The organism is Streptomyces sp. NPDC026515 (assembly GCF_055567595.1).
The window spans coordinates 237767-251617 of sequence record NZ_JBVHQD010000006.1; the positions used below are offsets into that span (position 1 = coordinate 237767).

A 13851-nucleotide genomic window follows, 5' to 3' on the forward strand; every position below is an offset into this window, starting at 1 on the left:
GCAGTCGACGTAGCAGCCGCCGTACCGGAGAGTCCGCACCGGAGAGTCGATGACCACCCCGCTGTCCCCCGCCGCGCCACCCCACGACCCGCCGGCCGAGGCGGTCGCGCCGCTCGTCCGGGGTGTGGCCGTACTGACGGCGCTGACCGAGGCGGGCGGGACACTGAGCGCGAGCGCGCTGGAACGGCGTACGGGGCTGGCCCGTTCCACGGTCGACCGGATCACCGCGACCCTCGCCCGCACGGGATACGTCCGTCAGGACGGCCGGGACGCGGTGCTCACCCCGCGCGTGATGGAACTCGGCAACGCCTACCTGGCCGCCCTCCGCCTGCCCGCCCTCCTCGGCACCCACGCCGACGCCCTCGCCGACGACCTGGACGAGTCCGTCTCGCTCGCGGTCGCCGACCGGGACGGCATCCGTTTCATCCACCAGGCGACCCGCCGCCGCGCGATGTCCGTCAGCTTCCGCATCGGCGACCTGCTGCCGGCCGAACGCACCGCCCCCGGCCCGCTGTTCGCGGTGGAGTGGACGCGCCCGGAGTGGACGCACTGGCGAGCCCGGCGCGCGACGGACCCGACCGACGCGGGTTTCCCGGCCCTCCCGCCGCGCGGCACCACCGCCGACGACGACTTCGAGGCCCGGGCGGAACGGGCCCGCCGGGACGGCTGGGCCCTGGACGACCAGCTGATCGAACCGGGCCTGGTGGCCGTGTCCGTCCCCGTACGCGACCCGCACACCGGCCGGGTGGCCTGCGTGGCCAGCATCGTCAGCCACACCAGTCGCCACACGGCGGCGGACCTGCGCGCCACGCTCCTGCCCCGCCTGCGCGAGGCGGTGACGGCGATGGAGACGGAACTGCGCGAGGCCGCGCCGCCGCGGCCCGGCCCACCGCCCTCCGGCCTGGCCGGCTGGACCACGGCTTCCAAACACGAGCTGGGCCGCGACTTCGTGGAGTCCCTGGCCCGCGGGCTGACGGTCCTCACGGCGTTCGGCGAGGGCCGCGCGGCCCTGACCCTGACGGACGTCGCGAGGGCGACGGGCCTGGCCCGGGCCACGGCCCGACGGGCCCTGATCACGTACGAGCACCTGGGCCTGGTGACCGCGCGGGACCGCACCTTCGCCCTGACCCCCCGGGTGCTGTCCCTCGGTTACCCGCCGCTGTCCCGCACCACCCTCGCCGGCCTGGCGGCCCCGCACCTGCGCGCCCTCACGGACCGGCTGCACGAGCCGACGGCCCTGGCCGCACCGGTGCCGGGGACGGACCCGGCGGAGATCCAGTACCTCGCGGTGGCGACCGCGAGCCGCGTCCTGACCGTGGACATCACGGTCGGCACCCGCCTCCCGGCCGCCCGCACGTCCCTCGGCCGTGCCCTCCTCACCCCCGACGAGCCACCCGGCTACGCCCTCGCCGACGAGGAACTGGAGTCGGGCCTGCGCTCGATCGCGGTACCGGTACGGGACCGGAACGGCCGCCCGGTCGCGGCCCTCAACGTGGCCACGCACGCGGCCCGCCGCACCCTGGCGGAGTGCGTGACGGACGTCCTCCCCCACCTGCGCACCACCGCGGACCACCTCGAGACCGACCTCCGCCTCACCTCCCGCTTCACCCGCGTCCCCCTCACCTGAACCGGCCCGAGGCGCCGCCGAACCGACGGCCAGCCCTCGCCGACTCACATCCGCTACCCTGTCCTTGGTCGGACACCGCCACACCGCGTGGTCCGCCCCGCCTTCGTAGCTCAGGGGATAGAGCACCGCTCTCCTAAAGCGGGTGTCGCAGGTTCGAATCCTGCCGGGGGCACCAGGCAAAAGGCCCCGGACCGATCATGGTCCGGGGTCTTTGACATCCAGTTTTGACATCAACGCGGGCGGTCAGCCGCGACCGGGACGCCGCTTTCGCAGTAGCCGGTCCATGTGGCTCATGGCCTCGCGCTGGGTGTCCTGGACGACGTGGGTGTACACGTCCATGGTGATGCTGATCTGGGAGTGCCCGAGGATCTCCATCACGACGCGGGGCGCGACCCCTGCCGCCGTGAGGAGGGTGGCGGTGCCGTGGCGAGCGTCGTGCAACCGGATGACGCGGAGGCCGGCGGACTCGGCGACGCGGGTGAAGGAGCGGTAGAGGTTGCGCGGCTCGACCGGGCGGCCGGTGCGGGTGGCAAAGACGTAGTCAGACTGCTGCCACCTCTCCCCCGCCTTGGTCCGGGCGGCTGCTTGCCGCATGCGGTGCCAGCGCAGGGGCGCGATGCAGAGGGCGGGCAGCGGGACGGCTCGACGACGGCGGCTCTTCGGGTCGTCGTCGTAGAGGACGCCGCGGCGGCGCTGGACCTGGTGGCGGACGTAGAGAACGCGGTTGTCGAGGTCGAGATCAGACCAGCGGAGGCCCACGATCTCTCCTCGGCGGAGGCCCATGGCGATGGCGAGGACGAAGGCAGCGTAGAGAGGGTCCTTGCGGGAGGCGGCGAGGAAGTCGAGCGTTTCGTCCAGGGTCCAGGGGTGCAGTTCGGGTGTGTCCGTGCGGGGCGGCTCGACGAGCTTGGCGACGTTGCGCGTGATGAGTTCCTCCCGGCAGGCCGAGGACAGCGCCGAGCGCAGAACTCGGTGCGATTCCTTGGCGGTTGCGGCGGTCGTCTCCTTCTCCAGGCGGACGAGGAACCGGCGTACGTCTGCGACACCGAGCGATTCGAGGCGCTTGGAACCGAGGAGCGGTACCAGGTAGAGCCGCACGTGTGCCTCGTACTTGTCGAAGGTGCTGAGCTTCCGTCGGGGCTTGATGACGTTGTCCAGCCAGTACGGCAGCCACTCGGAGAGCTTGGCGGACTTGGTGGGCACGGGGATGCCCTGATCCACCTTGTCGAGCAGCTCACGGCGCTTGGCGTCGCACTCGGCCCACGTCTTGCCGTAGGCGAACTTGCGGGCGCGGGTGCCGTCCGGCTGGAGCACGTAGACCGCGCACTGGAAGCGTCCGTCCTTGCGCTTGGTGATGGTGCCGGCGCCGTTCGGGTTGCGCTTGCGCTGCTGGGCCATCAGGCGGCCGCCTCCAATTCGTTGGTGATGTAGTCGCGGACGGCACGCGCCGGGATGCGGCGGCACCGGCCGATGGTGAGCGAGGGCAGGCGCCGGGAGCGGATCAGGTCATAGACCGTGGAGCGGCCGAGCTTGAGCCGGGCCATGACGTCCGGGACCGTGAGTAGCTCTTCGTCAGCCATGCGTTGGCTCTCCTTCCGTTCCGGGGGCGGGTTCGAGGGATGCGGCAAGCCAGGTCTCGGCGGAGCTGAGGCCGGTGCCGGCGAAGACCCAGTGGGCGAGGACGTACGTGGTGTCCGGGCGAGGGCTGTTGGCCGCTGCCGCTTGTGTTCGGCGCCATTCGGCGCGGGCGTCGCGGAGGGCGCCGAGGGTGGTGGAGTAGCGGCGGGATTTAGTGGAGAAGTGGCCGCGGAAGCCGAGCATGTGGGCCCAAGCGCGCAGGCGGAGGTGTTCGAGGTCCTTGCGGGCGCCGAGGGTCCAGGCGGTTCGGATGAGGCGGCGGGCGTGGTCGCTGATGTCGAGCTGAGCGAGTTCGGCGGCGAACTTCAGCGGCCGGTCGAGGGCGCCCGTGGCTGTCTCTGCGCCCTTGGTGGCGTACTTGGCGATGTAGGCGGCGACGGCGCGTTCGGTGAGTTCCTGGCCGTCGTTGAAGTCGGCGGACCGGATGGTGCGGACGTCGAGTTGGCGGCCGAAGGTGAAGGAGTGGGTACGGCCGTCGAGGGTCGGGCCGTCGACGCGGACCTTGGCGGCAGCAGCACGGATGGCGTCGGTGAGGAGTTCGGCGGTGGCCCAGTGCGGGGGCGGGGTGTCGCCGCCGTTTGGGCCGTCAATGCGGATGACGGCGTGGAAGTGGACGGCACCGCGCTTCTGGTATTCGGCGACCTTGGCGAAGGAGACGCGGGCATGGTCACGCAGGCGGCGCTGGGAGAGACCCGCGCGTTTTGCTACCTCCCGACGGAGATAGATCGAGAAGCGCCGCCACAAGGCGCCCGCGTGGGCGTTCCAGAGCACGGCCGCGTCGTAGTCGTAGGTGTCGGGGTCGAGCGGGGTGCCGAGGGCATCGTCGTCCTGGTCGTGGTGGGTGCCGCAGCGGCAGGGGCGGCTGTCGGTGCGGCGGTTGTGGACGGGACCGCAGCCGGGCGCAGTGAAGGTGGCGAAGACGCGGGGGTGAGCGACGACATCTTCAGGGGTGCCCTTGCCGCCGCGTAGGCCTGCGGTGATCAACTGGAAGGTGTCGCGGCGGTAGACCTCGGCACAGGCCGCGCAGCGGGTCGTACGGCGGTTGTTGCAGCGGACGAGGAGTTGGCCGGCGGGCAGGTCGGTCGAGTTGAGGTGCTGGAGAACCGGCCGATCTCGCCGGTCGTGGTGTCGACGTCGTATTCGGTGCGGTGGCCGTCGAGGCGGATGGGGTTGGTGCAGCCGCCGAGGCCGGAGAGCTGGCGGAGGATACCGGGCAGGGTGCCGCCCGAGGCCAGGTTGGTGAGTTCGCGGAGCGGGGGCGGGGTGGTGCGGGTGAAGATGGCGGGCTCCTTCTGGCTGGCTCGGTCAGGAGTGACGGGCCCCGGGGCGGCCGGATGCCTGGCGGTGTCGTGGCCGCCCCAGGGGTCGGGCAGGGTTCAGCGCCGGTTGTGTTCGCGCAGCAGGGAGCGCAGGACCACGGCGGCGATGGCCACGGAGATGGCCGACACGGCGACGGCGGTCAGGAGCGCGGTGAGGACCACGCCGCCCGTGAGAACTGCGACGACGGCGCCGGTGCTGACGGAGACGGCCGGGAGCGCGGAGCGCCGGGCGGGGTCCGGGTCGGTCGGGGTATGGGTGTGTGCGGGCGGAGGGGTGGGGCTGTCGGGGTACCTGGGCAGGAACACGGCCGATAACTCCTCATCTACTCGTCTAGGCATGTGAGCCGTTTATGACGGTCACGCCAGAACGTGTGCCGGATTCGATGGCGGGGGCCAGGAAGGTGTGGGAGAGCCAGAAGCCGAAGAGCGCGACCAGGACGACGATCCAGGTGCGGACGCCGAGGTATTTGACCGCCGCCCAGGCGAAGAAGCCGAGGACGACGACGAGCGGCAGGTTGAGGGTCACGGGGTGCGGGTCCTTTCAGCGGACGGGGCAGCGGTGGGTGCGGGCGGCGAGTTCGGCGGCGGCTCGGCTGTCGTAGTCGGCGGAGAAGCCGCAGCGCGGGGCGGTACAGGCGGCGGTGTGCTTCTCGCGGCCCCGGTTGTCGTAGGCGGTGCCGACCTGGACGGGGCCGATGCGGGTGAGGTGGCGGAAGCGGCGGTTGGCGGTCATGGGTCCTGGTTCTCCTTTCAGAGCTGGGCGGCGATGGCTTCGGCCATGGGGGCCGGGACGCCGAGGCGGGCGCGGAGAGTCGGGGTGTCGATGGGGTTGCCGGTGCGGGTGTGGTGCTCGGTGGCGACCTTGCGGGCGTGCGCGACGAGAGCGGCCGGGACCGGGACGGTTGGGAGTGCGGGTGGTCGTTCTTCGGTCAGCTGCTCGGGCGTCGGTTCGGTCTCCTGCTCCTGGTCGTCGTCGAACTCTGCGGCGCCCTGCGCGTGGGGTGTCGTGTGGGCGAGGAGGGTGCCGCCGAGGAAGGCGACGGCTGGCCATCCCGCGACAAGGATCCGGAGCCAGGCCGGGACGTTGCCGAGGTCGAGGAGGCCGGCGGTGGCGACGTTCGCGCCGAGGGATGCGACAAGGGCGATGACGAACCAGCACCAGGCGGCGGCTTTGGTGGTGCCTGTGCGGAGTCGGCGCCAGGCGGCGACGAGCAGGAGGTCGACGGAGATGGGGTAGGCCCAGGCTTTCCATCCGTCCTGGCCAGCGGCCGAGGCGACGTCGTGAAGGTGGGCGAAGGATAGTGCGGCAGCGATGAGCGCCTGGACGAGCACCGCGTCGACGCGGGCCAGCTGGGCGCGCATGATGCGGCTCCTTCCGGTTTCGGGCATGGAGGGGTAGGGGCATGGCGCGGAGGGGCCAGGGTGGGTCAGTCGGTAACAGGGTGCGGCTGTACGACCGGGTCCGCGGGTGTGGTGAGTGGTCGTGCGGGGACGTCGGGCCGGAAGGGCTTGAGGGCGGGGACGTCGGGGACCAGGTCGGCCGAGTCGTGGCAGATGGCGGCCGCGTCGGCGAGGGAGAGGTAGGGGGTGCGGATGCGGGACCAGCCGCCGGAGGTGTCGCCCGCGACGGCGAGGCCGGGGGTTTCGGGGGCGATGGAGCAGGCGGCGTTGACGGCTTCGGGGGCGATGTCGCCGAGGGCCATCTTGGCGGAGGCTTCGTCGTTGACGCGGTGGCAGACGCGGCCGGTGAGCTGGGCGCGGAGCATGGTGGCGCCCTTGCCGAGTTCGGCGCCGAAGCGCTGGCCGCAGACTTCGAGGTAGATGCCGGCGGCGCGGCCGAGCTGGGCGAGGCGGATGAGCTGGGTGACCATCTCGTCGCGTCGGTCTTCGTCCTTGCGGGTGGCGGTGAGGAAGAGTTCGGCGACCTCGTCAATGAACAGGACGACGGGGGTGGAGCGTTGGGTATCGGGCAGGCCCCAGATGTCGGAGGTGATCTCCTCGTCGGGGGTGTTCGGGGCGATGCCCTGGCGGGCCTTGATCAGGTCGTATCGGTCCTCCATTTCCTTGATCAGCACGGGCAGCAGTGCGGCGGCTTCGTCGGGGTCGGTGGCGAGGGCGGAGAGGCGGGCGGCGAAGGGTGCCAGTTCGACGCCCCGTTTGCAGTCGATTCCGACGAGTGCGACGCCGTCCTGACGGGCGAGTCCGGAGATGAGGTGGCGCAGGTACATGGACTTGCCGGACAGGGTTGCGCCGAGGGTGAGTTGGTGGGGAACGGTGCGGTAGTCGCGGACGAAGGGCATGGCGTCCTCGCGCAGCGCCACCGGCACCTTGAGGAAGCCGTCGCCGGTCTTGCGGGGCATCCGGACGCGGCGCAGTACGTCGTATCCGACGAGGCGCAGTTCCACGACGCCCGGTTTGACGGTGGTGACGTAGACGGCGTGGACGCCCCAGGCGTGCCGCAGGCGTTCGGCCGAGGCGGCGACGTCGGCGGGTTCCTGCCCGGGAGCGAGCCGCAACCGGAGTCGTAACCCGGTCGAGGTGGGACGGAGGATGCCCCGGCGGGGCGGGACCGGCCGGATCTCCCGCCGGGTGGTGGCCTTGACGGCGAGAACCCGGAGTCGGGGGGGCGCCACGGTCAGGCCGCAGGCTTCCATGACGGATCCGTACGAGCTGAGCAGGCGGACCGTGGATATCGGGCCGCCGACTGCGGACCAGTAGACCGCCGGGTGCTTGGCCCGGGTGTAGGCGGCCCCACCGCCGAGCGCGGCGAGGGGGCCACCCACCTCCAGGAGCGTTGTCAGGTCGGACATCAGGCGGCAGCCCCGGCGCTGGCCGGGAAGGCGGCCGGGGTGACGGCGGCGGCGCGGTAGGCGATGCCGTGGCGCTGCTGGCCGTTGAACACGGACTCCCACGGCCGGGCGATGAGCCCCGGCAGCGAGACGGGCGAGCCCAGGACGAGCCCCTCGGAGACACCGCCCTCGGGAACGGTGACCTTGATGAGGGCGGATTCCCCGTCCTCGATGTAGACGACGCCGATGGTCATCAGCGCCTCCCCGCTCACCGCGTCCTTGGCGATCTCGCCGGTCTGGCGGTCGCGGACCTTCGGCTCGGGGGCCTCGGTCAGCAGGATCGTGGCGGCGGTGGTCTCCACACGGATGGTGCGCACAGCACACTTTCTATCTACTCGTCTATACATGTAGCGATCCGCGAACCCGATCTCCCGGGCTCACGACGATCACCCTGCCACACAACTTGCCCACTCGTCTATACGAGTATGTGTGTTGGGGTGTACGAGTCCGGGAAGCGTGCCCGCGCACCGCCGCAAACCCTGACGATCAGGTCGCAGGAAGCTGGTACGACAGGACGTAGGCGTCCGCTGCCATGACCGTGTCGCACACCTCCACAGCCCGCCCCTCTGTGTCGAAGGCGGTCCGGACCAGATGGATCACGGGCACGCCGGCCGCGAGGTGGAGCGTCTTGACCTCGGAGGGCGAGGGCATCCGGGCACGGATCTCTTCCTCGAAGTGGTCGAGGCGGTGGCCCAGCTCTTCGAGGCGGGCGTAGATGCCGCCGGGGCCGGGGTTGGGTTCGGCGATCTGGGTGCCGCGGGCGATGTCGAGGGGGAGGTAGGAGGTGGCGAACTCCACGGGTCGCCCGTCCAGCAGGTACCGGCGGCGCCGGGCGAGCACGCGCCGTACGGAGCCGAGCCGGGTGGAGACGTCCTGAGTGGCCTTCTCTTCCTTGACCTCAAGGCTGTCGACCTGCGGGTGACTGCCGGCGGCGTCGGCTTCCACGATGAACGCGGACTTGCCCTGCTCGCGGTGGCGCCGGGCGAACCGGTCGGAGGCGAGGCGGCGCACGGGCGGCCGGGGCCGGACGAAGACGCCCTTGCCGTGCTCGGCGTGGACCAGGCCCTCGCCGGTGAGGATTGAGAAGGAGTTGCGGACGGTCATCCGGGAGACCCCGTAGTGCTCGACCAGCTCCGCTTCGGAGGGCAGTTTCTCGCCCTCGCGGAATCGCCCACGGTCGATCGCCTCGCGCAACTGGTCGGCGATCTGCCGGAAGACCGCACGATCGCTCGTGGGGTCGAGATCGCCGAGGAGGCCCGAAGAAAGAGGACTCACTGTGTGTACTCCTTTAGGTATCTAGACGAGTGGGCGAGTGAAGTTGCTACGGTGGAGAGCCTAGCCATCCGGGAGGGCCGAGGAACGTGAGCACAGAACGCCCGCACTCCGTGAGCGTCGCCGGGGTCGTCGTCGACGCCCAGGGCTGTGCCCTCCTGATCCAGCGCCGTGACAACGGCAAGTGGGAGCCGCCGGGCGGTGTCCTCGAACGCGAGGAGACCATCCCCGAGGCCCTGCAACGCGAAGTCCTCGAAGAGACCGGCATCAAGATCGCCCTTCCGGCGACCTTGACCGGCGTCTACAAGAACATGACGGGCCTGATCGTCTCCCTGGTCTTCCGCTGCGAGGCCGCCGACGGCACGCCCACGACCGGCGACGAGACCCGCGCCCTGCGCTGGGCCACCCGCGAAGAAGTCTCTGAGCTTGCCGACGAGGCCTACGCGATTCGCGTCCTGGATGCGCTCGACGCCATGACCCCGCCGGCAATCCGCGCCCACGACGGCGTGAAACTCGTCTAGCCCGAACCCGCTGCACATGGCGGCCTACCAGCACGAAGGAACTTGTATGCACGAGTATACGAGTCGAGTCCGAGTCTGGGGACTGACTTGCCCAGGATTTCCGGAAGAGGTCAGCCGGGCCCGCCGCTGGACGAGAGACATCCTGCGCGGATCGCCCCTGGCGGACGACGCGGCCCTGATCGTGAGCGAACTGAGCACGAACGCGCTCCTGCACACGAGCAGCGGCGGGGAACGCGGGAGTTTCCACCTGGCCTTAGCGGTGGCACCACAGGTCATCGCACTGTCGGTCACCGACAACGGAGGAGGCGGCAGCGCCCCGAAGGCCGAGCACCAGGACCAGGACGCCGAGCACGGCCGAGGCCTGGGCATGGTCAGCGCCCTCGCGCACAGGGTCGTCGTCCAAGGGGCCGACGGCGGCTACACGGTCACCGCGGAACTCTTCGTGCAACCTCGGAGGGGAGGCCACCCGTGCTGACGGACAAGCCCCGACGAGGCTTCTGGTGCGAGTGCTGGACCGAAGACCTCACCGACGGGATGCAGTGGCCAGCACTCCGGGCATCCTTCGACGCCTACTCCGCACCCCAGGCAGACAGATGGGTCGCCATCGCACTCCGTACCATCTCACCGGCACTCGACCCGGACGCCTCGGACGAGGTATGGGCATGGCTCCACGACGGCCGCGCAGAAACCCGGCGAGCCCTGCTGCGCTTAGAGCCCCGCACCGTGTCAGTCACCCAGGCCAGCACACGCATCACCTGGACGATCCGCCCGGTCATCTTCCTATCGCTGGCCCACCGCCAGGACGTCGAACTCCCAGCCTGCGCATACGCCTTCAAGCCCCACAGGCCCGAGTGAGTTACAACTTTCTCTACTAGTTCAAGGCGGCTCGCTCCGCTCACCGCGCGCGGCCCGGCCCCCGGCCGGGCCTGCGCTCCAGTCTCCGCCCCGCTCCAGCCCGGCCGGCGCCCGTGCCGCGCTCAAAGCAATCAGCCGCTTGACGTGAGAGAAGGAGTACGTCGTGGCTGGGGCGGTCGGCTCCACGGCTTTAGGCAGCCACTTTGGCACGCGAGCCTCGAAGATCATGGCCCAAAATCGGGCACTAACGGGCAGGCTCACAAACCTGCCCGAACCGCGGGCTAGCGTAATTGGCCATGATCACTCGCGCCAAATCAGCTCCAGCCCAAAGCCGCTGCACCGACCTCTCAATCAAGGCTAGCGCACCTCGCCACTAGGGTGGGACATTTGCATAAGACGATAGGTCGTTTTCCTTTCGCCGACCGTCTCATCGATAACAGTAGTGCCAAGAATGAGGACGTCATAATTCTCTTGAGCTGTTGCATGCGAAGCCTGGGGCCAGGCCGCATCATCAATAGCACCCTCATAGTCGACATCAGTAGATTCATTCCTGAAGCCGAAAGTCCTACGATCAGTGTCAATCTTGAAGAGCCGCATCCGCCCACGCACGTCTTCGACTTGCTCTTCAGGAACAAGTCGTTTCAACGTCTTCGCAAACTCCTCCAACTTTTCAGCAGGAAGTTCGCGAGCGGTATAAGTCAACCGAGTCCCGGCAGCAGCAACCGTCACATCACCGCCAGTCTCAGCGAATCTCTCAACGAGTGACCGGAAGCTCTTGGCAGCCCGGGGCTTGATCTCTGCCAGCTTCTCAGAAAGCGCTGGGTATTCTAGGCTCAAGTCCAAGAGTTCAAGCAACTTCAATGTTGTCCGAGTAAATAGAGAATCCCCAAGCAGATCATCTAGCTCATTTGAGGCGAGCTCAAGAACAAAGCTCGATGCTGCCGCTCCAACCATCGCTATGGCTGTCTGACCTGTAATTTCGGCAGGAATCTTTCCCTTTGGTGAAGGATTTTCTTCCGTAAGAGCATAGCCGAAGTTGTCATAGACGGACTGCGTTTGCAGCAACAGGCCACCGATCGCGCGAGCCGGCGCCTCACTGCGAGCGAATCTGGGCAAAGCTACACGCAGTCGAAGTCGCGTGCGGCTTTCTTGGTGCGCCTTGTTCTCAATGACCTCTTCCGGTTCAGCCACCGGAAGTGTGTGAGTCGGCAGATCTAAAGAGAAATCAGTCTCGGGAAGCCATTCTTCCGGGATATCAACCACGCGGATCGGCTTGACCGCGTCTTGCTCTTCCACGTCATGCGGCAAGGACACTTGGAAGACGAAGCCTTCTGGCGACCCAATGGCAGATCGAAGCGCAATTCCTCCAGATCGAACCATATTGAGACGCGCCTGAGAAACAGGAACGTAGAGCCACTCATCACCTTCATCGCCTTCCTCCGCCCAAACAGCTAGATACGTCTGGTCGGTAAGCGACGTGCAACTGAACACGCGGGGACCGTCGTAATAGACATACGGTTCCTGCATCTTCAGCTCACCAAGAATCGTGTTTCTTGGCATCCAATTCACGGCACTACCTCAAATCCCTCCCACGCCGTATCATCCGCAGTGCGCCACCACGTATGGTGAGTGCACTTCGAATGCCTTGGCGTGTGCTTCATCCTTCCTGCCCCTGTTATGTCCCCTACCGCTATCTTCTTCTTTCTAAGTGGTCCGACAGCAGCCCGAGTCTTCTGAGCATCTGCCACATCACCGAACACGCTCAGCCCTGCTGCGATGCAGTCATCCGGCCAGAACCTCGACCTGAGTCGTCCCGCCGCGAGCAGCTCATGATGGTTCATGAAGTCTCTCTGCGTCGGCGGATCCGAGTCCACCAACCGGTAGAAGCTACCGGAAGCCTCCTCTGTATCGCTTGGAGGACATGCGTCCGGGAAGCTGTCAGGCCACGTCTCCAAGGTCCCCCCTGGCACCTCGTATGTGATTGTTACCTACCCCACTGACAGTGGATCAACAAATGATCTTGACTCTCAGTGAACCCCTGAGTTCATTGTGTCGAACAACTACCCATCGCGCCTAGTCAACGAACAACTCCTTATCCAACAGGGCTGCAGCAGGACGAACGAGAGCGCCAGGGTCTATCACTCCAACCACCGCACCGTGAAGTACCCCGTCGTCCGCCGATAGGACGACGAGTGAGTGTCTAACTACGTGACAACGCCGACGAACAGCAGCGGACGAGCGCGAACACGTCCACGGACCATCAGCGCAGGCGAGAGACCTACCAGCCCAAGGCAGCACACCCACCCAAGTTGCTTCGGGACGATGGTCATCACGCAAGGTGGCCAGCCGCGCGCTTCCCCAGTCGGGGCTTGCTCTGGTCGACGGCCGACAGCGTGGCTCAGGCTGGTGGGTGTACAGGGAGGCACACGCGCGCCTGCACGGTCGGCTGGCCCGCCATCGTGGCTAACTGTCGTCGGCTGAGGCTCAGACACCCAGGTGGCCAGCTCGGCGGAGACGCGTTGACGCGGGGGGACCGTGCCATTCGCGTGCCAGATCCCACGGGGAACAGCGGGGAATCACGGGTACTTGCCCCGGTTGCGGTCCAGGCTCCAATACGGCTCCGCCGCAGGTCAGCGCGACAACGACCGACAAGAAACCCGAGCTTCCCAAGCTCAGGGCTTCGGCCACCGGATACGCGGTGGCCACCGGACGCGTGATTCTGTAGCTTGCCCCCATGACCGACAACCGAAGGGGCAATGCCGCGTAGGCGCCCGTCAGCCCTGCGGGGTGATCTCCCTATCCGCCACTGGAGGCGGCGACGGTACCCGTTCATTGATCGCCTGTCCGGCGGCTGCACAGCTGACCTGCGTCGGCTGGAGCGAACTCGCTTCTGGCCCGAAGCCACGGAAGAAGCGTTCTGGCACTGGCAGGCCTATGCTCATGGCCCCCTCAGGCACCTTGTAGACCCCCTCACGGGTCCCGATTGCGGAATCCCTGAGTGCGGGTGTTACGGCGCCGGCTTCCGTGAGCACCTCGAAGCCGTGCTTCACGCGCTGCCCAGGAAGAGCGCGCGTGAGTTGCGTGCCCTTGTGTGGGCCCTCGACGGGAAGATTCTGGCAAGGGCCAGGGTCATCCCGGCTGACAGCCTGGACGTGCCATGGTGGCGAGGTCAGCTCTAGGACCGTGGGCGGCCGTCTCAGTTTCCGTCTCATTCAGCCCCGTTCACGGCCGTTCAGGCGAGACCCGAAGCCGTCTCCGCACCGGCAGCCAGCCGTCCATGAACGCAGGTGAACGCCCCTGCACTCGCGCCAGCACTCCGCCACCACAGTTGAACAGCGTGTTGGCGGAGGTGCAGGCACGCAGGACACGACGACCGGCAAGCACGTCGTGTGAGGCTCTGAAGGGTTGCTGCCAATGTCCGCGAAGAGGCGCACCACAGCCCCTTGCTGCGCTAAAAGTCTTCCGTGCGTAGTCTCCTGCAAAGGCTCGTCGAGAGCCGCGCTTGGCGGGTCGCTCGGGTGGTGGCCTACTCCCTGGCAGGCCTTATCGGCGTGGGGATCTTCGTTGTCCTCCCGGTTACAGCACAACTCAGTGGGTGGAACGATGATGACGAGGATCCGCCCGTCAGTTCTGGAACACCATCCGCCACGTACACGCCAGTTCACTGGACGTATCAGGGCTACGAGTGCGAAGACGGGTGGCTGTCAGACTCCATCGGCCGCCAAGGAGCCTGTAGCCATCACGGAGGCGTTGTCTCCGTATTTGAAGGA

14 protein-coding genes, 1 tRNA gene and 1 pseudogene are annotated in these 13851 nt (G+C 68.0%); 5 read left to right on the forward strand and 11 right to left on the reverse strand.

Going from position 1 to position 13851, the window contains the following annotated elements; all coding sequences use genetic code 11:
* Positions 1 to 49: 49 nt before the first annotated feature.
* Positions 50 to 1627: an IclR family transcriptional regulator domain-containing protein gene (locus ACZ4O3_RS14195; RefSeq protein WP_467722269.1), complete on the forward strand. Its 1578-nt coding sequence runs from the start codon at positions 50 to 52 to the stop codon at positions 1625 to 1627.
* A gap of 99 nt (positions 1628 to 1726) precedes the next feature.
* A tRNA-Arg gene (locus tag ACZ4O3_RS14200) sits at positions 1727 to 1802 on the forward strand.
* Positions 1803 to 1870: 68 nt separating this feature from the next.
* Here the strand turns inward: ACZ4O3_RS14200 and ACZ4O3_RS14205 are convergent.
* From ACZ4O3_RS14205 to ACZ4O3_RS14250, 10 genes and pseudogenes are all read right to left on the reverse strand, one after another.
* The gene (locus ACZ4O3_RS14205) at positions 1871 to 3025 is read right to left on the reverse strand and encodes a tyrosine-type recombinase/integrase (protein ID WP_467722270.1); all 1155 of its coding nucleotides are present in this window, start codon (positions 3023 to 3025) and stop codon (positions 1871 to 1873) included.
* Entirely contained in the window at positions 3025 to 3207 is a 183-nt protein-coding gene (locus ACZ4O3_RS14210) for a helix-turn-helix domain-containing protein (RefSeq protein ID WP_289933434.1), read from the reverse strand. The genes ACZ4O3_RS14205 and ACZ4O3_RS14210 overlap by 1 nt, the downstream gene beginning before the upstream one ends.
* A pseudogene (locus tag ACZ4O3_RS14215) lies at positions 3200 to 4500 on the reverse strand (replication initiator). The gene ACZ4O3_RS14210 and the pseudogene ACZ4O3_RS14215 overlap by 8 nt, the downstream one beginning before the upstream one ends.
* Before the next feature lie 141 nt (positions 4501 to 4641).
* Positions 4642 to 4890 (reverse strand): SpdD protein, encoded by a 249-nt coding sequence (locus ACZ4O3_RS14220; RefSeq protein ID WP_467722271.1) that lies wholly within the window; start codon positions 4888 to 4890, stop codon positions 4642 to 4644.
* 25 nt (positions 4891 to 4915) lie between these two features.
* A complete protein-coding gene (locus tag ACZ4O3_RS14225; protein WP_132888888.1) occupies positions 4916 to 5110 on the reverse strand; it encodes a hypothetical protein in 195 nt (64 codons plus the stop codon).
* A gap of 15 nt (positions 5111 to 5125) precedes the next feature.
* Positions 5126 to 5317 (reverse strand): mobile element transfer protein, encoded by a 192-nt coding sequence (locus tag ACZ4O3_RS14230; protein ID WP_467722272.1) that lies wholly within the window; start codon positions 5315 to 5317, stop codon positions 5126 to 5128.
* Between the two features lie 17 nt (positions 5318 to 5334).
* Complete coding sequence (locus ACZ4O3_RS14235; RefSeq protein ID WP_467722273.1) at positions 5335 to 5946, reverse strand: DUF2637 domain-containing protein; 612 nt, start codon at positions 5944 to 5946, stop codon at positions 5335 to 5337.
* A gap of 65 nt (positions 5947 to 6011) precedes the next feature.
* Entirely contained in the window at positions 6012 to 7394 is a 1383-nt protein-coding gene (locus ACZ4O3_RS14240; protein ID WP_467722274.1) for an FtsK/SpoIIIE domain-containing protein, read from the reverse strand.
* Entirely contained in the window at positions 7394 to 7750 is a 357-nt protein-coding gene (locus ACZ4O3_RS14245) for an SCO3933 family regulatory protein (protein WP_351317015.1), read from the reverse strand. The genes ACZ4O3_RS14240 and ACZ4O3_RS14245 overlap by 1 nt, the downstream gene beginning before the upstream one ends.
* Before the next feature lie 169 nt (positions 7751 to 7919).
* A complete protein-coding gene (locus ACZ4O3_RS14250) occupies positions 7920 to 8708 on the reverse strand; it encodes a GntR family transcriptional regulator (protein ID WP_467722275.1) in 789 nt (262 codons plus the stop codon).
* Between the two features lie 110 nt (positions 8709 to 8818).
* Here ACZ4O3_RS14250 and ACZ4O3_RS14255 point away from each other — a divergent pair, with 110 nt between their 5' ends.
* The 3 genes from ACZ4O3_RS14255 to ACZ4O3_RS14265 are packed head-to-tail and all read left to right on the forward strand — an operon-like array spanning position 8819 to position 10081.
* The gene (locus ACZ4O3_RS14255; RefSeq protein WP_467722444.1) at positions 8819 to 9226 is read left to right on the forward strand and encodes an NUDIX hydrolase; all 408 of its coding nucleotides are present in this window, start codon (positions 8819 to 8821) and stop codon (positions 9224 to 9226) included.
* A gap of 46 nt (positions 9227 to 9272) precedes the next feature.
* Positions 9273 to 9701, forward strand: coding sequence for an ATP-binding protein (locus tag ACZ4O3_RS14260; protein WP_467722276.1), 429 nt, complete (start codon positions 9273 to 9275; stop codon positions 9699 to 9701).
* On the forward strand, positions 9695 to 10081 hold the full coding sequence (locus tag ACZ4O3_RS14265) for a hypothetical protein (RefSeq protein WP_467722277.1): 387 nt from the start codon (positions 9695 to 9697) through the stop codon (positions 10079 to 10081). Before ACZ4O3_RS14260 ends, ACZ4O3_RS14265 begins: the two co-directional genes overlap by 7 nt.
* Before the next feature lie 357 nt (positions 10082 to 10438).
* Here the strand turns inward: ACZ4O3_RS14265 and ACZ4O3_RS14270 are convergent, their stop codons facing one another.
* Positions 10439 to 11641: a DUF6575 domain-containing protein gene (locus ACZ4O3_RS14270; protein ID WP_467722278.1), complete on the reverse strand. Its 1203-nt coding sequence runs from the start codon at positions 11639 to 11641 to the stop codon at positions 10439 to 10441.
* Positions 11642 to 13851: the final 2210 nt, after the last annotated feature.

Bases quoted from the DNA above. Each gene is read 5' to 3' on its own strand.
- ACZ4O3_RS14230 (WP_467722272.1), bottom strand. From the start codon at position 5,317: ATGACCGCCAACCGCCGCTTCCGCCACCTCACCCGCATCGGCCCCGTC.
- ACZ4O3_RS14240 (WP_467722274.1), bottom strand. From the start codon at position 7,394: ATGTCCGACCTGACAACGCTCCTGGAGGTGGGTGGCCCCCTCGCCGCG.
- ACZ4O3_RS14260 (WP_467722276.1), top strand. From the start codon at position 9,273: ATGCACGAGTATACGAGTCGAGTCCGAGTCTGGGGACTGACTTGCCCA.
- ACZ4O3_RS14210 (WP_289933434.1), bottom strand. From the start codon at position 3,207: ATGGCTGACGAAGAGCTACTCACGGTCCCGGACGTCATGGCCCGGCTC.
- ACZ4O3_RS14205 (WP_467722270.1), bottom strand. From the start codon at position 3,025: ATGGCCCAGCAGCGCAAGCGCAACCCGAACGGCGCCGGCACCATCACC.
- ACZ4O3_RS14235 (WP_467722273.1), bottom strand. From the start codon at position 5,946: ATGCGCGCCCAGCTGGCCCGCGTCGACGCGGTGCTCGTCCAGGCGCTC.
- ACZ4O3_RS14195 (WP_467722269.1), top strand. From the start codon at position 50: ATGACCACCCCGCTGTCCCCCGCCGCGCCACCCCACGACCCGCCGGCC.
- ACZ4O3_RS14270 (WP_467722278.1), bottom strand. From the start codon at position 11,641: ATGCCAAGAAACACGATTCTTGGTGAGCTGAAGATGCAGGAACCGTAT.